17 protein-coding genes and 1 pseudogene are annotated in these 15,938 nt (G+C 61.2%); 12 read left to right on the forward strand and 6 right to left on the reverse strand.

Annotation, left to right across the window (positions count from 1 at the left end; genetic code table 11):
• Positions 1 to 166 precede the first annotated feature (166 nt).
• From AABA84_RS31505 to AABA84_RS31535, 7 genes are all read left to right on the forward strand, one after another.
• On the forward strand, positions 167 to 796 hold the full coding sequence (locus AABA84_RS31505) for a hypothetical protein (protein WP_338314061.1): 630 nt from the start codon (positions 167 to 169) through the stop codon (positions 794 to 796).
• The gene (locus tag AABA84_RS31510; RefSeq protein WP_338314062.1) at positions 759 to 923 is read left to right on the forward strand and encodes a hypothetical protein; all 165 of its coding nucleotides are present in this window, start codon (positions 759 to 761) and stop codon (positions 921 to 923) included. The genes AABA84_RS31505 and AABA84_RS31510 overlap by 38 nt, the downstream gene beginning before the upstream one ends.
• Positions 924 to 934: 11 nt before the next feature.
• Positions 935 to 1,672 carry a hypothetical protein gene (locus AABA84_RS31515; protein WP_338314063.1) on the forward strand — a complete coding sequence of 246 codons (738 nt, stop codon included), beginning with the start codon at positions 935 to 937 and terminating at the stop codon, positions 1,670 to 1,672.
• Positions 1,669 to 2,145: a hypothetical protein gene (locus AABA84_RS31520; protein WP_338314064.1), complete on the forward strand. Its 477-nt coding sequence runs from the start codon at positions 1,669 to 1,671 to the stop codon at positions 2,143 to 2,145. Before AABA84_RS31515 ends, AABA84_RS31520 begins: the two co-directional genes overlap by 4 nt.
• Positions 2,146 to 2,147: 2 nt before the next feature.
• Positions 2,148 to 2,342, forward strand: a complete 195-nt coding sequence (locus AABA84_RS31525) for a hypothetical protein (protein ID WP_338314065.1) — start codon at positions 2,148 to 2,150, stop codon at positions 2,340 to 2,342.
• A 15-nt stretch (positions 2,343 to 2,357) separates the two neighbouring features.
• The gene (locus tag AABA84_RS31530; protein ID WP_338314066.1) at positions 2,358 to 2,579 is read left to right on the forward strand and encodes a hypothetical protein; all 222 of its coding nucleotides are present in this window, start codon (positions 2,358 to 2,360) and stop codon (positions 2,577 to 2,579) included.
• A gap of 134 nt (positions 2,580 to 2,713) precedes the next feature.
• On the forward strand, positions 2,714 to 3,967 hold the full coding sequence (locus AABA84_RS31535; protein WP_338314067.1) for a hypothetical protein: 1,254 nt from the start codon (positions 2,714 to 2,716) through the stop codon (positions 3,965 to 3,967).
• A 258-nt stretch (positions 3,968 to 4,225) separates the two neighbouring features.
• Here the strand turns inward: AABA84_RS31535 and AABA84_RS31540 are convergent, their stop codons facing one another.
• Positions 4,226 to 4,954 carry a DUF3800 domain-containing protein gene (locus AABA84_RS31540; RefSeq protein WP_338314068.1) on the reverse strand — a complete coding sequence of 243 codons (729 nt, stop codon included), beginning with the start codon at positions 4,952 to 4,954 and terminating at the stop codon, positions 4,226 to 4,228.
• A 5-nt stretch (positions 4,955 to 4,959) separates the two neighbouring features.
• On the opposite strand from AABA84_RS31540, the gene AABA84_RS31545 reads away from it, so the two are divergent.
• Positions 4,960 to 6,249 (forward strand): hypothetical protein, encoded by a 1,290-nt coding sequence (locus AABA84_RS31545; RefSeq protein WP_338314069.1) that lies wholly within the window; start codon positions 4,960 to 4,962, stop codon positions 6,247 to 6,249.
• 779 nt (positions 6,250 to 7,028) lie between these two features.
• On the forward strand, positions 7,029 to 7,559 hold the full coding sequence (locus AABA84_RS31550) for a hypothetical protein (RefSeq protein WP_338314070.1): 531 nt from the start codon (positions 7,029 to 7,031) through the stop codon (positions 7,557 to 7,559).
• Between the two features lie 205 nt (positions 7,560 to 7,764).
• On the opposite strand, the gene AABA84_RS31555 is transcribed toward AABA84_RS31550, so the two are convergent.
• The gene (locus AABA84_RS31555; RefSeq protein ID WP_338314071.1) at positions 7,765 to 8,010 is read right to left on the reverse strand and encodes a hypothetical protein; all 246 of its coding nucleotides are present in this window, start codon (positions 8,008 to 8,010) and stop codon (positions 7,765 to 7,767) included.
• A gap of 196 nt (positions 8,011 to 8,206) precedes the next feature.
• On the opposite strand from AABA84_RS31555, the gene AABA84_RS31560 reads away from it, so the two are divergent.
• Both AABA84_RS31560 and AABA84_RS31565 read left to right on the forward strand, forming a co-directional pair.
• Positions 8,207 to 8,434 (forward strand): hypothetical protein, encoded by a 228-nt coding sequence (locus AABA84_RS31560; RefSeq protein WP_338314072.1) that lies wholly within the window; start codon positions 8,207 to 8,209, stop codon positions 8,432 to 8,434.
• Between the two features lie 31 nt (positions 8,435 to 8,465).
• The gene (locus tag AABA84_RS31565) at positions 8,466 to 10,034 is read left to right on the forward strand and encodes a recombinase family protein (protein WP_338314073.1); all 1,569 of its coding nucleotides are present in this window, start codon (positions 8,466 to 8,468) and stop codon (positions 10,032 to 10,034) included.
• A 49-nt stretch (positions 10,035 to 10,083) separates the two neighbouring features.
• Here the strand turns inward: AABA84_RS31565 and AABA84_RS31570 are convergent, their stop codons facing one another.
• Together AABA84_RS31570 and AABA84_RS31575 are read right to left on the reverse strand one after the other, a co-directional pair.
• The gene (locus tag AABA84_RS31570; protein WP_338314074.1) at positions 10,084 to 10,785 is read right to left on the reverse strand and encodes a methyltransferase; all 702 of its coding nucleotides are present in this window, start codon (positions 10,783 to 10,785) and stop codon (positions 10,084 to 10,086) included.
• 864 nt (positions 10,786 to 11,649) lie between these two features.
• On the reverse strand, positions 11,650 to 11,973 hold the full coding sequence (locus AABA84_RS31575) for a hypothetical protein (RefSeq protein WP_338314075.1): 324 nt from the start codon (positions 11,971 to 11,973) through the stop codon (positions 11,650 to 11,652).
• Positions 11,974 to 12,414: 441 nt separating this feature from the next.
• Between AABA84_RS31575 and AABA84_RS31580 the strand changes: the two are divergent.
• Positions 12,415 to 13,788 (forward strand): annotated as a pseudogene (locus AABA84_RS31580) (ComEC/Rec2 family competence protein); the annotation flags it as partial.
• A 9-nt stretch (positions 13,789 to 13,797) separates the two neighbouring features.
• Here AABA84_RS31580 and AABA84_RS31585 read toward each other — a convergent pair.
• Positions 13,798 to 14,739 carry a GAF domain-containing protein gene (locus tag AABA84_RS31585; protein WP_338314076.1) on the reverse strand — a complete coding sequence of 314 codons (942 nt, stop codon included), beginning with the start codon at positions 14,737 to 14,739 and terminating at the stop codon, positions 13,798 to 13,800.
• Between the two features lie 222 nt (positions 14,740 to 14,961).
• Positions 14,962 to 15,396: a hypothetical protein gene (locus AABA84_RS31590; RefSeq protein WP_212250925.1), complete on the reverse strand. Its 435-nt coding sequence runs from the start codon at positions 15,394 to 15,396 to the stop codon at positions 14,962 to 14,964.
• Positions 15,397 to 15,938 lie beyond the last annotated feature (542 nt).

A 15,938-nucleotide genomic window follows, 5' to 3' on the forward strand; every position in this document is an offset into this window, starting at 1 on the left:
TTTGGCCTGGTGAATTCCAGGATCGAGGGGGGTAGGGGGGAAATCCCGCGCGCGCTCCATAATCGACGTGTCATCCCAATTTCGCGGCGGCCTCCGAAAATTGGCGGCGTCCTCTCCGAAACCTTTCGTCGACAGATGCGCCGATTGCAGACGGGGAGTGTTCGCGGTGAGTGAGCATCTGGACCTTCTCGAAGAGATCGAGGAACAGACCACGCTCTCGACCAACGTCGGCAGCCGGGAGAGAAAGCGCTGGCGCGCTGGGTGCCTCAGTCTTTCCCCGCAGTTTGAGCGTGCGAAGGTCGCCCGTGCGGCGCGTGTTGATCTGGCATCAGAGCAACCTCCGGCGCCGGCCACCGAGTCTGAGGCGGCCCGAGAGCCTCCTAACGGCTCTGCTGCGGTGCCCCGGATCATCACCACCCGCGAAGAGCTCGTCGACATGCTGCGCCGGCGACGCGACGAGCTCGGCCTGACACATCAGACAATCGACGGCATAGCCGGCTTGCAGGATGGCTACACCAGCAAGCTGCTCGCGCCAAAGCCCATCAAGAACCTGGGCCCCATGTCGCTGGAAGCGATGCTCGGCGCGCTGGCCTTGGGCATCGCACGGATCGAGTTTGTGGAGGATCCCGAGTTGGCGGCGCGAATGCGCTCGCGCTGGACCAGGCGCGCCCGTCCCAAGTTTCGGACAAAGCGGACACTCGGTGCGTTGCTGGCCGAACGTCCTCAGGAGATGGTGACGTCCACAACGGAGAATACCAATGTCGAAACCCCATCTGAGCTTCCGGCCGAAGGCTGAGCTTGCGGACGCAATCCGCGCCGCTGCAACGGAGGAGCGCCGGCCGGTATCGCAGTTTCTGGCGAACCTGATCGAAGACGCGCTCGCTGCCAAGCAACCGAACCAGCACCGCAACGAAGCAGCGTGAGGATCATCAGCATGTTTCGCAGGAAGTCCGGCGAGCAAGCCGCAGAGAACCCGTTGCCGCAAGTCGAAGCGTCGGCCCGGCGCGCGCCAGCCGTCCAGGAGAAACTGGATTGCGCCTTGGGCGCGTTGAATGAGCTCGAGCAGGAGGTCGCCGAGTTCGCGCTCGATGCTGCCGAGCGCAAGCTAGGCGCGGCGGACAAGCTGGCCGGCCACCGATCCAGGATCGAGGCAGCCAGAACAGCTGTGGCCGAGCTGCAAGCGGCATTGCGACTGGCGCTGCGACAGGACGCCGAGGCTGAGCTCGCCGAGCACGCGGCGGTGCGCGACCGGCAGTTGCGAGAATTTGCAGCAACGGCGGAGGAGTGGACCCGCGTCGGCGTGGAGCTATCCGGCCTAATCGAGAAGGCGGCTAAGCTGCGCGTCGAGCTCGGCACCCTGGCCGAGGAACTGCAACACAAATTCCCGACCGGCATCGTTCCGCACCCGATCGACTTCAAGTCGGTGGACATCATGGTCGGCGGCATCGCGAACCCGGTGGCGATCGATGCACTCCTGGCCGGCGAGATGTTCAAGCACGGTCTGCCGAACGCCTTTCTGCCTGGCGCACGACCACCCCACGCATCGCTGGCATACGACCGGCCCAGCATCGAAGCCGCGCCCGTCGTCTTTCGGCGGGCCGGCGCGTACTTCGTCGGGCTCCTGCGCGATCGGTTTGACGCGATCAAATCACACACTTCGGAGGCCGCATGACTGACCAAGCCCAAGCGCCGGTCACCGCGGCGGATGCGCGCGCGCAGATCGATGCACTCACCACCAACGCGGAGTTCGGCTCAAAGCTGCTTTCCGGCGACGTCGCAGCGACGCAGCAGTGGAACGATCTGCACAGCGTCCTGGGGAAGGGCGGTGACGAGATCGAGAACGCCATGAACGGCGTGGTCCTCGGTGCCGACTCGATCCCCGACGGTCAATCAAAGCTGCTCGCCGAAGGCGCATCATGGATGCGGAGCCTGGGCCTCTCGGATGACGTAGTCCGCGAGGCGCTGGAAGGCGCCGGCGTCAGCAAGGAGGAATACCGGATGGTCACCGACTGGCGCAATCGCCAGATTAACGATCCGGCGTTTGCGAAGCGTTTTCTGGCGAACGAGGCTGAGGCAGTCCGCCTGATGATGACAGCATCCGTGGTGATCGCGGGCGGCATCAAGGGCGAAGCAAAGGGATTTTGAAGATGATCAAATATCAGATCGACGTCGTCGACCCCAAGAGCAACGAAGAGCGGCAGGTCACCGTGTCTGTTACGCCTCTGCAGAGCGCGCGTGCGAAGCGCAGCAGTGACTGGATGCGCGCAATCCAGGATATCGCGCGACCGCTGATCCCGGCCGGCTTTCTGCCGATCGGCAATCGCGTCCGGGCTCTTCACTGAACAGGAGCAACGGTCATGGCTGATCATTTTGTGGCGATGAATCGCGGCGTTCAAGGAACAAAGCAGACCGACTTCACCACCGGAACGACGTCGAGCGCCGCGTCTGGGATCGAGTTGCGAATTCTCGATGGCGCGGGCTGGACGAAGAAGGAGGCAGCTTTGGCGTTGAAGGCGTTCGAGCGCTTCGTTGAGACGGCGCCCTGGGTCGCGGCCGCGGGCGTCGACGTGAAGCTTTAGAGCTCCAAGGGGCCGGATGCCCCGTTCATCCGCGGCGGCCGGGACGCGGGGAGATCCCCGGCCACAGATTGTGTTTCGCGTAAAGAGGCGGCCACCCATGAGAGGCGCCAAACATCGAGCGGGGTCTAAAACGCATGAACGGCATCAAGGCATCACTGATCGTTACGCTTGCCCTCGCTTCGCTATCTTTCGCGCAGGCGCAGCAATACAACGCCGTCGGCGACAACACCGTAATCGGGCGCATCGGGACCGGCAGTGGCTCGGGCCCCTCGCAATCAATCACGTTCGATCAGCTCTCCGCACAGCTTGCGTTAAAGGGCTCCGTATCCGCGCCCCTCGCGCGCGTCGCCACCGCTGCGGTGGCGGTGGGTGGAAGCTGCGCGTCGAACGGCGACTTCACAGCCACCACCACCGGCGGGGCGGGAACGCAAGCGACAATCTCGCTTCACGCCACCGGCGGGCAGATCACATCGGTCAACTCGATCGTCTCTCCGGGTGGATGGTATCAAAATCCGTCCTCGCCGAACGCGGTGACAATCGCGGGCTGCAACGGTGTCACGCTGAATTTGACGTTCACCGGCGCCACTGCCGGCGACGCCATCGTCATCGGTGCCGCACAAGGCACGCTCGCGGATGCTGGTGCGCCGCCGGCCTTGACTACCACCTCGATCAATACCGCGTCACCGCTTTCCGGCGGCGGCACGCTTGCCAGTTCGCGCACCATTGGCCTTGCCGCCGGCACGCTCGACACCGTCCTAGGCTATTGGGGTTCGACCACCGCGTCGGCGACGGCCATCAACAACTGCACGAATTCGCTGACCTACTCGACGTCGACGCATACCTTCGGCTGCAACACCGGCGCCGGCACCGGCAACGTCGTCGTCTCGGGCACGCCGTCGGCAAACCAGATCGCGCAGTGGACGAGCTCGACGCAGATCCAGGGCGTTGGTTTCGGCACTCTCCAGCTCACAAGTGCTCACCAAAGTGCGACCCCTGCAAACCCGGGCGGCACGGCCAACACAACCGGCGTGATGATGGGCCTCGGAGCAACGTGCAAGGTGACGCCGGCAACAACTGGCCGCATCAGGTTCACAATCATCGGCAACGTCACGAACAACAACATCAGCAAAAACACGACGGTACTTGGCCGCTATGGAACGGGATCGGCTCCAAGCAACGCCGCCGCGCTGACAGGGACAGTATTCGATAGTGGCAGGACCTATTCGACCGCGGCGGCGGGAAGCCCGCTTATGTTATTCGCCGTAGAGGGTATCATCAGCGGCCTCACTCTCAGCACGCAGGTTTGGTACGACGCATCGGTCGCGACCAACGACTCCGGCACGACATCGTCGATATCGAGCATCCAGTGCTTGGCCGCTGAGTTTTAAGCCCGCCACGCCAGAGGACTTGGCCCGGCAACAAGTTCCAATGCCGGTGATCGCCGGGCGAATCATCGTGATCGATTTGCTGATCGTTAACGCCCGAGGAACATTGGTGAAAAAAATAGTTTTCCCACTAATTCACAGGGCGCCCGGGAATCACTATGTTCTTGTCAACTCCTTAGCCTGACGCCACCGCCTAGGCGGTGGCACCCACCCAAAGGTGGGGATTGGCTCGCTGATCTAGAGGCTAGGGACCACCTTCCTTCATTTTCGTAGCTTACGCGGCCAGACTGAGAATTTGGCAACGCGCGCAGTTCCGTTCGCGATATTGCCAATGCCGGCGCGTGCCATGATGTACTTGCCCAGTTCCACCTTTGCGGGATTGGCATCCTCCGCCCTGTCGTGACCGTTCAGTTGGTAAGCAATCGCGCCGATGAGGATGTCGACGAGCTGGAGCGGCATGGTCCTTTTGGAGTCCCGAAATTGACAGCGACGAACGAACCAGTCTCTCGGATCGCCGCGTTTCCGCGCACCATGACATAGGATTTGCCGCAACTCTTCAGGCGTACTCTTGGTATCTCGATAATCGGGATAGAGGTGGAAGTAGGCCTTCGAATACAATTGGCCCACCTTGTTCGCGAGCTGATACAGCTCCTTGTTGAAGCCAATCTCGTTGTCGCCGTCGTTGAACTTTTTGTGGTTCTGCTGCGTCGTGTCCACAAACAGCGAGTGAAAGTGCCACCGCTCCTGATTGTCGAAAAACACATCGGTTATTCGCTTGTAGGCGGCCAGCTTGGCCTGCGACACTTTGGTCCACTTGGCCTCGCCTTGGGGTAACTCCGGTAACCTGGCTTTATTAATAGCCTCGATCAGATCAGGAGTGTCGAGCATCGGAATGACGATTGCGCCGAGCACCAGATAGCGGTGCTTGTTCTGGCTGCTTTCATCAGCGTAGATCTCAACGATGTCATCTGCTTTCGCCGGAATACGCATGGCCGATGCCGCTCGAGGTTGATCCTTTGAAAATAGGAAGTGATGCACCGAGAATCAGGCTGATCACGTTTGCCATAAAGGACACCCGGGTGCCGACGCGACGCAACGCGCATCGTAGGCACTCTGCGAGTTACGAACAGGCCCGCCTGTTCTGTGTGCAGGCCATCCTTTGGTCATTGACCCGCCGCGACTCAGGAGCCGCTTTTACTGGCGCAATCACGCGCTCGATGGAGCTGTGTATGCCTGCCTCCGCATTGATGAACTGCGCCGCGTGTCCACACCAGACCGATTGTCGGGAAATCGGATCCTGTCTCGACGAAATTAACGCCGCACAGCTGGCGGCACGGAGAAGCTGTCCGTATCCGACGCTGATGACGTCCTCTCAGGTTGCGGAGTGCATGGAGGCGCTTCGGAACGGGCTGACGCTGCGGCGTATCACTGGCGGCGGAAAGTTTGGCAAGATGATCGTGTCTTTGACAAAGTTCAAAGCTCACTGCGCTGCCTATCCGGCGTGGGGAGCCGAGGCGATGAAGCTAGCGCGGGCGAATGCAAAGGCGGCAGACTTCGGTAAGGGTCACAAGCGAAATTTGACTCATTGCAAGCAAGGTCACCCTCTCTCCGGCGACAACCTCTACATCGCGCCCGGTCGGCGAGAGCGAAAATGCATGACCTGCACGAAGCTACGTTACTCTACTCCTCGGCCGCCGACTGCAGGGCAAATTGAGCGCGCCACGGAGCTGCTCAATGGTGGCAGCTCGCTCAACCTGGTATGCACGGGCAAGATTGCCGGCAAGTTAGTTCAGGAGCCTCTGTTTAGTTACCGCAAGCTCAGGTTCTACCGTGCGCAACATCCCGCGTTTGATCTTTTGGTAAAGTCGGCGACGGCCGGCAGCAACAGCAGAGCCCAGCTTCGCCGTTGGGCTATAGACCCTACCGGTGGTAGACGCATCATTACCCCACGAAAACTTCTAACGCGGGAGCCTGCGCTTACAGGTGTCATTGCGGGGCCGTCTCACGAGGTGTTCACAGTGGTCGATCGCGCCGTCCCGCGAAATCTCGACTTCGAGACCCGTAAGGAGGTGATGAGCGAGATGATGCTTTCAATTCTAGAGGGCAAACTCACGCTCGACGATGCGCCGCTTCGGTGGCGAGAATTTCTACGGATCACGAACCGCATGTTCCCGACCCAGTACGCAAAGTTCGGCAACAGCCTGCTCTTGTCACTGGACGAAGCCATGTTCGACGACGGCGGCGGCAGAAGGGGCGACAGCGTGACCCACAACCTGTGGACTTAGGCACGCGCGATGCTTTCGGCCCCAGCCCTGGGGGAATCCCCAGGGCAACCGCCGCGCGCCGAAGCTTTCCCGAAAGGGGATGGAACTTTCCACGTGGGCCTAGTGCAACACGCGGGCGGCCTCGGCAAGTCGGACCCTTTCTCTAAGCTCATCGAGCTCCTCGATCGCGTCCAGCAACCTCACCATCTCGCGCGCGATATGTGTCAAACTGGCCTTTGGCTGCTTTGAAATCCGAAGTCGCTGTGCCATCGGTGCACGCCTCCATGCTGGGGAACGTCCGACTGGCAAGCAGCGTGCCACCCCATTGGGGGTGGATTTTTTGAGCAAATCAGCTGATGGTGTCCGTGGGTGTGACAACCCGGACCTGGAATATGGGCGACCCTTGGCGGGGTGAGCCCTAGATGCGCGTAGGAGACCTTGGCGGGTTTCCTCAGGCGCTCATCGGTAGCGCTTGGCGGCGCTCCAACTCTGGCTTTATGGCCGGGGACGGGGTGCTATGTCCAGAGGGGCAACCCTTAAAAGCGCTCTGAGCAGTCTTCCAGGCTGTTTGTCACCCCCCGGCTGCCGGCCCGACGCCGGTGACGGCTGTGACAAGCCAAATCCTGGAAGCAACCACCCATGACCATCGATAGACCCATGTTTCCGCCACGAGCGGAGTCTGTGGATTCGTTTTCAGCCCGCCCGGCTGTCCGACACCGGGGACGAGCAAGGCCGTTCAGCGACTTCGCCCGACTCAGGGAAGAGGCATCGGCCCAGATCTGGCAGCAGGGAGCGATGGCATGAGCAACATCCTCACGTTCCCATCGCGCGCCTCGTCTTACGCGCCGAACAATCCCTTGCCGACCGAAAATGTGGTCGAACTGATGATGCCAGGCGATGCGCGCCGACTGCGTCGGCTTCAATCGGAGCCGACCACCGAGACGGCCAGGAATGCAAAGCTGCGTCTGCAGCGCCGTGAGGCGTGGTGGAAGGCTGAGCGGAAGGTCGAGTACTGGAAAGCCTGCATGAAGATGCATACCGCCATCAGCAGCGTGCAGCGTGCCGGCCTGCCTGAGGGGGACAACCACCAAAAGACCGAGAACTCACATTGGCATCCGATCGCGGCGAACTATCGAAAGGCAATCGCCGAGCTGTTCCTAACTCCCGCTCATCGGCTCACGGATATCACGTGGAAGCAGAAAGCGCTGGCGGCGGAAGAGCACAAGTATACCGACCTGTCGCGTGACCGGATCGAGGCCGCCATTGCTCAGGATATCGATTTTCTAGCGGCTCATCCGACGCGCCGCAAGCGCGAGGAGCAATCCGCATGAAGCGCCGGCGCAGGATCCATCGAAAGCGCGATCGGCAGCAGCTGATGACGCATCTCCGACGGCTTAAGCGGTAGAGGAAGGGCGCGGGGCTTCGGCCCCGCGTCCTTCAAATTAGCGCGAAATTTCCCTCGTTGCGAGCTCGCTTCCAAAGCCTGTAGCCATACAGCCACCAGATCAGAGTAAGCAGGGTCGCCATCGCAGGCAATCAGTACCGCGGCCGGTGCGTACCGACCGATCCGGTGTACGGGTTCACGTTGCCGGTTGCGGTGAAGTTGTCCCGCTGAGTGCTGTTCGGATTGGTGGCGACATATGGCTGGACGTAAGTGCCGGTGCTCGTGGTGTAGCCCGAAGACCGGTGCGTGCTCGGATTTGAGCCCGTGCCGGTCTGGTATTGCGCGTGAGCAGCGGTTGCTGCAAGTGCGAACGCAAAAGCGAAAGCAATGGTCTTCATTTCGATCTCTCCCCAAAATGTCTTTTTGAAACAGAGCATGCAACCATGGCGTGGATCGCGGGTCCAGTCCTACCAATGGACGAGCGGCATTGTCGTACCGTCGCGAGCAGAACTTTTGATATACCGAATTCCGCTTGCTCCGTCGGGCAAAACAGGAGTTTATAGGGCGCTGGCTCAAACCTACAGGACCAGCGCAATGGCCGACGAAATCGAGACTTCCGATCTGTCCAAGATCGCCAAGCTGAACGGGGACTTCAAAAAGAACTACGGTCCTCTGCTTGGTGCCTTCTTGTATCTGCGTTCGATTAGTGCCGCACGCGGTCGGTCCTGGCTTTGGTCTGGCGCGGCTTCGATCGTGATTTCACTCATGGTCGGTTGGATCGCGAAGCATGGTCCTTCTTGGTTTTCGGGCTGGTTAGGATAGGCTGCAGGGCGCCAAAGGTCGGGGGCGTTCCATGGGAACCGCGCTCACTGTCCAGCATGCCAGGATGCCGCGACGACGCGAGAACGAACCGCGGGCGGCGCAATACATCCGAATGTCCACAGACCGACAACAATACTCGATCGCTAATCAAATGGCCTTGATCGCGAGCTACGCGGCCGAGCATCGGCTGGAGATCGTGCGCACGTATATCGACGAGGGCATCAGCGGACTGAGGATCAACAACCGCAAGGGACTTATCGATCTACTCAATGACGTGCAATTGGGAGCCGCGGACTTCGCCAACATCCTCGTGCGGGACGTTAGCCGCTGGGGCCGATTTCAAGACACGGATGAAAGCGCCTACTATGAGTTCATCTGCAAGTTGGCTGGCGTGAAGGTGATCTATTGCGCTGAAGTCTTCGAGAACGACGGAAGCCCGATGTCAGGCCTCTGGAAAAGCATGAAGCGCCTGATGGCTGCCGAGGACAGCCGCGACAAGTCGGCAAAAGTCTTTGCGGGACATTGCCGGATCGTCGGACTTGGCTATCGAGTGGGTGGACGGCCCGGCTTTGCACTGCGCAGAGAATTGATCGACGCAGCGGGCAATTCGAGGGGCTTTCTCCAGCCTGGCGAGCAGAAGGCATTGCACACCGATAGAGTGTTGCTAAGGGCTGGATCTACCGATGAAATAGCAATCGTGCGGTGGATATTCGAAAGCTTTGTTAGCGGGAAAGGGGAAACCGACATTGCCCGCGAGCTGAATGCTGGGGGCGCAGTCAACCATTGCGGCGTCCCTTGGAATCTCCAGATGATCGGCCGTATCCTTCGCAACGAAAACTACATTGGCAATACCGTCTATTACCGGACGTCGAGCTACCTGCGACAACGTCGCGTTATCAACGGCAAAGCCAAGTGGATCCGCAAGGAGGGCTCTCTTGACCCAGTTGTAGCGCGCGATGTGTTCTACGACGCTCAGCGGATTATCGAGCGTCGGGCACGACAAAATCTCTCGTCCGATCTATTGCTCAAGAAGTTGCGCGTCCTGCAGCTCCGGCTGGGCACCTTGTCTGCCGATGCGATCAACCGAGCGAAGGGGATACCCTGCGCGTCTATATATGAACGTCGGTTTGGCAGTCTCCGCAAAGCATATGAGCTGATTGGTTTCACCCCGCCAGGCGACTATAGCTACATCGATACGCGGGGCGAGCGACTAAGCCTGATTCAGCAACTCGCCGTCGGGATTGGCGCTAAGGTGCATGAGGTGGGTGCCCAGCTCATTGCGGAACGAACGGGAGGCTGCTTAGCCCTGAATAATGGATCCTTCATATCATTTCGCGTCATTCGATGTTGGCTGCACCCACAGCGGCACTGTCGGGTTTGGACGATACGGCGTAGCGCCAAGCAGCATCCAGGTGTTGCCGTTGTAATCAGACTGGATGAACAGAATAAAGAGCCTCTCGACTACATTCTGACGTCGAGAGACCGCATGCCCGAGCGACCGCTAATAATGACCGAGGCGGTGGTGAGGAAACGCTATCGGAGTAGGTTTAGGAGCTCGACCGACTTGATCCACGCGTTGAAGCGTAAACTTAGCCGCTAGGTCGAGCGGGCCAGCTAGTATGTGGCCAACTAGGACCTATTCACCTCGCCTAAGAAGCCCAAGCCGAAACTTCGGCTCCCTTTTTGGCGATGCCGATGAAGTAAAAGACGCTCTCGCGTGTGAGCTCCTTGTGGTCACCGTGAGTGAACACGATTTTAAGGCCTGCCGCATCAATCATCTCGCGGAAAGTGTCGACCGTCGAGCCGCGATTGTTCTCCTGAAGAACGATCACGCCATCGTCGGCGAGGTGGGGATGTATCGTGTTGAAGAACTCCCGGTGGATTGCCCAATCGGGGTCGTGCGCGCGGATGTCGCCTTCATACTGATCAATGAAGTGGGGTGGATTGCTCACCACCAAGTTCCAGCGCTCGCTCTTTGGAATACTCCGCAGATTGTTGGACTCGTAAACTGATACGCGATTCTCAAGGTGGTTGAGCTTTACCGTATTTTTGCAGCAGTCCACCGCAGCGGGATTGATATCGGCCAGGCACAGCGTTTCGCACAAGCCGTGGCCAAGCATTGAGAAACCGATAAATGCCGGCCCCGCGCACCACTCGAAGAGGCGAGGTTGCTTAGGCATTCCGCGGGAGAGCAGAAACGGGATGAAGGCCTGCCCGAAATCGATGCCGCCTCCATCGAGCTCGCTTTTATACTCGACAGTGATCCCCCCCAGAACGACGCGCTTTGCAGGCCTCATTCGACGTAGTACCGGCCGCAAAAAGCCATGCTCGATCGTATGCAATACGCCCATCGCAAACACCCGCGAAAGAGGCCCAAAACATGCGGCCCGCTTTTGCCGGCTTGCCGCGCGAGTTGATTGAGAAGAGACTTCGCGTTCTAGGTGTACATTTCTGAATGTTTCTGATTGTGTCAACCGGAATCCGACCAAGCACCGGGACGACAATGAGTTTAATCCAGAGGCTACGAAGGCGACTGCTTCCGCCTCGCGGCGCAATCGAAGGCTACGAAAGCGACGAGCTGGTCGACACCATCTATCAAAAAACCGTCGCTTATCAGTCTGAGGCCAGTTGGCCCTTGGTCGAGGGTTTAACTGCCGTACTCGATTTTGGAGGGGGCGCCGGCGTTCACTACAAACCCGCCAACCGGCAATCACCAGACATCCGATGGGCAGTGGTTGAGACGCCTGCCATGGTGAGACGTGCGAAGGAGCTCGCGACAGACAAGTTGAGGTTTTTCGATCGTATCGAGGAGGCAGCCGACTGGCTCGGAAACGTTGACCTGGTCCATTCCGACGGGGCGATCCAGTACGTGCCCGACGCTTTCGGGACCATTCAGGCTCTCTGCGCCATTAGGCCGGCCAAGTTGGTCTGGCATCGCGTTCCGATCAGCGACGGAGACGCAAGGCGAGAAGTCCAGACATCTTACCTGAGTGACAATGGACCTGGACGGTTGTCCTCATCCGCGGAAAAGCTCGTGAGATACGAGAGGACATGGCTCTCCGAGCGGGTCTTCATCGAAGCTCATCGAGGCTACCGGATAGCCCAACGCGGACCTGATCCGGGCGAGCGGGGAACGCAAGAATTTGCGTTTCTACCAGATTAGGCTCTCTTTCGGAGAGATCGCCCCATCGTCATCATCGCAATGCGCTAGTCGGTCAGTTGCAGATAAGTGATGGGGGGCCGCCGTATCCACTGGTGGTGATACAGTTAGGGGCGCGATTGGCCCGGTTGGCCGCGCTTACTGCGGCATCGGCCTGCCGTCTCGACCCTTCGAGCTGGGCGCGGCAATTGACGTAAGCGTCCGATCCCTTCTGGGCGCCGTAGGACAGGCACTGCTGATCGTCCTTGGCATTGGCAGCCGCCAAGCGCTCTTCCTCTCCCAAGCAGCCCGTCAGCAGCAGCAGGAACACGAAAGAAGCCCTTTTCATCCCCAGCAATCCCCAGCCAGTTTTATTGAGGTTTATTGCTGACACAACCAAGACTTGTCAAACTTGACGATATCGGCCGTCGCCCCGAAATGAAATCGAGCGCCGCGATTGCGGCAGGCTTGGCGATCGGGTGACGTGTGTAGGTGTGTGGGCGGCGGGAAGGGCGAGACATGCCGCCATCGAAAGGCAGCGCGACGAGAGCCCGCCAGAGGGCCTTGACGAGACCACCGGCGCCGGAGTCTGATCCGCCCCCATGGGGCAGGACCGGCGCATCATCGACGAACTCAGAGCGTTCGAGCGGCTTTGCCTGGAGCTCGCCGCCGACGCGGCCATGCCCGAGGAGCGGGCAGGGCTGGAGTTCATGGCCAACTGCTACCGCGCCGAAGCCAGTTGCCTCGAAGGCCGCTTCCCATCTACTTCCCAGTCTAGAATTCTGGGAAGCAACACTGCTTTAAGGCGCTGCATTACCTATATAAAATCTTTTCTTGACCGATCTCCGGCTATCACATGGCGGTCGTCGCCGGAGTCGTCTTCTTCGCGGTGCGCGCACTGCTGGCCTTGATCCCGGGGCTGGCGGCCGGCTTTGCCGTCAAGAAATGGTCGGCGGCCGCAGCGCTGGTGGCGGCTGCGTTCTATCTGCTCTTGTCTGGCGCAGAGGTCGCGACGCAACGTTCGTTCTTCATGACGGCGGTGGTGCTGATCGCCGTGATGGTCGATCGCCGCGCCATCACCTTCCGTACGCTCGCGGTGGCGGCGCTGATCGTGCTCGCGGTCGCGCCGGAAGCGCTTGTGCATCCGAGTTTCCAGATGTCCTTTGCCGCGACGCTGGGTCTCGTCGCACTGGTACAGATCGGCATGCCGAACCTGTTTGCCTCACCCGATCATTCGGCGACCGCGCGCGTCGCGATGTGGGGCGGCCGCGAGATCGCGATGCTGTTCCTGGCCTCGTTGATCGCGGGGCTTGCGACCACGCCCTACGCCGCCTTCCACTTCCACCGCGTCACGCCCTACGGCGTGCTCGCCAATCTCGGCGCGATGCCGGTGGTCTCGGCGCTGGTGATGCCGGCGGGGCTGCTGGGCCTGCTCGCGGCACCGTTCGGGGTCGACGGCGTGTTCTGGTGGCTGATGGGGATCGGGATCGACTGGATGGTCGCGGTCTCGCGCTGGGTGGCGGCATTGCCGGGTGCGGTCGGCCGTATCCCGGCGTTCGGCATCGCGCCGCTGATCGCAGCGAGCCTGGGGATCATCGTGATGGGCCTGTTGCGCACGCCGTTGCGCTGGTGCGGTGCCATGGTGCTGCTGGTTTCCATCGGCTGGGGGCTGTCGGTGCGGCAGCCCGATATCCTGATTGCCGGGGATGGCGCGAGCGTCGCGGTGCGGGGCGGGGACGGGCGTTTGCATCTGATCAGGGCGGGCAAGGACAATTTCCTGCTCAAGGAGTGGTTGGCTGCCGACGCCGATCCGCGCGATGCCGGCAGTAACGCGCTGGCGAGCGGCATATCGTGCGACGAGTCGGGCTGCGTGACGCCGCTCGCGGACGGACGGCTGGTCGCGCTGGCCTCGCGCATCGACGCGTTGGCGGACGATTGCAGCCGGGCCGCGCTGGTGGTGACGTCAAGGCCCGCGCCGCCCGATTGTGCGGCGATGGTGGTGGATCGGCAGCGGCTCGTTCGCCAGGGCGCGCTGGCCCTGACGCAGCGTGGCGACGGCTTTTCGGTTCAGGCGGTGAGGGCGAGGGGCACCAACCGCCCGTGGTTGCCGGCCGGTGCCGCCGAAGGTGATTTCGACGGCAGCCTTGCGCCGAAGGCGGCTCCCCGCAACCGCGACGCAACGCCATCGGAGACCGACTTGCAGGCCGACGATTGACGCGGTCGATTACAGATACCAGGCCAGCACGGCTTCGAGCCTTGCGTTGCCGATGACCGGCAGGGCCACCATCCGGTTCAGCCCGGCTGCGCAGGCCTCGGATCCGGCGATCGAGCCGTCATGGGTGAGATCGTCGTTGAGCGCCGGCATGCCAGTGGCCCAGGCGCCGCCGATGCTGCCTTCGCCTCGGGCGATGAGTTTGGTCGCATAGAGCGCGGCAAGGTCGGTCTGCGCGCTGCAATCGCCGGCGCGAAAGACCAGCGCCGAGCGGCTCTCGTTCGGAACCCAGATCTCGAAGCGTCGCGCAATCGGCGTTGCCTGCGCGGAGAGGAATGTCAGAACCCAGGTTTGGTCGGTGCCGGTTCGGTAGGGCACGCCGACCCCCAGATTGATCCCGACCTTGGCGGCGTCCTCCCAGCGCAGGAAGCTCTTGGCGTCGTGCAGGTCCTTGATGATCAGCGGCAGGCCCGCCTTCCAGGTGCGTCCGGGCAGGCCGAAGCCGCGAGGAAACCTGGTGTGGCGGGAGTTGAATTCGAACATGTCCGCTGCGCCGTAATAGCCGTCGACGAGGCCCATCTCGTGGGAGAGATCAGGATCGTTGTGCCAGAGTTCGATCGCGCCGACATGCGCCTCGTCGTCGCCGCAGAACAGCACCATCACGGCTTGCAGGAATTCGCCTGCAAACACCGGCACCGCCACGCCGCAGGTGAGGCCGGCCGCGACGGCCTGCTCGGTCCGCTTGAAATAGGAGTTGGCGAATTTCGTGAGGATGACGGGATGGCCGGAGGCCCAGGCCTTGCCTGGAAGCCCCTCGTCATATCCGAAGTGCAGCTCTTCGCTGACGGCCTTGAACGCGGACAGCCCTTCGTCGTAGAGGCCACCGCCGAATTCCAGCCGCATGCGCGTCCGGTCAGGCACCCAGAGTTCAACGACGCGAATGAAGGTTTTCATCGAGCGTGTCCGCCGCCTCAAACCACGACAGCATCGGTCATTTGGCTGCGGAGCGGAGGTTCAAAATTCAGGCAGGACGGCCCAAACTTCGTGCGGCGACGAGGTGCGGCGGCGGCGGCGCTCACCGATCGAATTTCGTTAAACAAAAACCCACCGGGCTCGCCGGCATCGGCCGGCGACGGCATTTCAATCCTGGCCCCGGACCCGCCGGGCCGGAGGGCGTCAGCCGATCGGCAGTCGCGTGACCGTCGGGCGACTGTCGGCGATGATCTGCGGCTTGTGCTCGCGCTCGCCGATCGGCAGGGTCACCGGCAGTTGCAGCACGGTTGCGCGCTGGCCCTCGACGAGCTGCGTCACCAGCACGGATTTGCCGTCCGGGAATTCGATCGCATCATGATGGCGATCGGGAATGTGCGGATCGATCTTGCCGAACTTGCCGACGCGGGAGTTGACGGTGCGCGTCCAGATCCAGCGGTTGTCGTAACGGACGTTGTCGGCGAAGGCGAGCTCCGTTCCCGGCAGCAGGCAGACCGCGACCGAGAGATCGGCTTCGGAGGCGAAGCCGCGCGTCGAGGTGCCGCGGAATGTTGTCGTGACGATCGTCTCGCCGACTTCTGCGGGGCGCGTCGCGACGGCATGCAGGCTATAGTCACACATCGGGTGCTCCTCATTGCAGAGATAGCGACCCGCACCTCTTTTGGAGGCGCAGGCCTCTGTCAGAGTTGAAACACGCAACGCTCTGCTTCGTTGTAGGCAAATCTGCGGCTGGGATCCGCGAGCCCCGATCACATTATCTTTTCCATCTTTTCCGAATTCGATAGGAACAAAGCCGGCCTCCGTGCATTTGGGAGGCGCGCATCAAACGACCGGCGAGAGACCCGCCTGTATCGCCAACTCGGCTGCGATGGCTACGCGACTGCATTGCGGTCGTCGCGCGCTCGCGGCCGTGTCCTGGCCGACATGGCGATGCGATTTCGCGACAACGGCTTGCGATGCTGAGGAGCCATCAGCGTTGCTGCGGCTGCGCTCAAACGATCTGGCGCATTGGGCTGTCCCCCTCGAACTCGAAAGGCCGCGAAGCGATGTTGCTTCGCAGCGGCCTGCCGAGGATGTCGCGAAAGGAGGAGGGGGCCGGATAATCTGTGCAGAACCAGAAAGACTATCCAGCCGGAGCGGACCATCATCCGCTCCAATCTCTG

The sequence above is a fragment of the Bradyrhizobium sp. TM239 genome (assembly GCF_036247985.1).
GTDB classification, from domain to species: domain Bacteria; phylum Pseudomonadota; class Alphaproteobacteria; order Rhizobiales; family Xanthobacteraceae; genus Bradyrhizobium; species Bradyrhizobium ottawaense.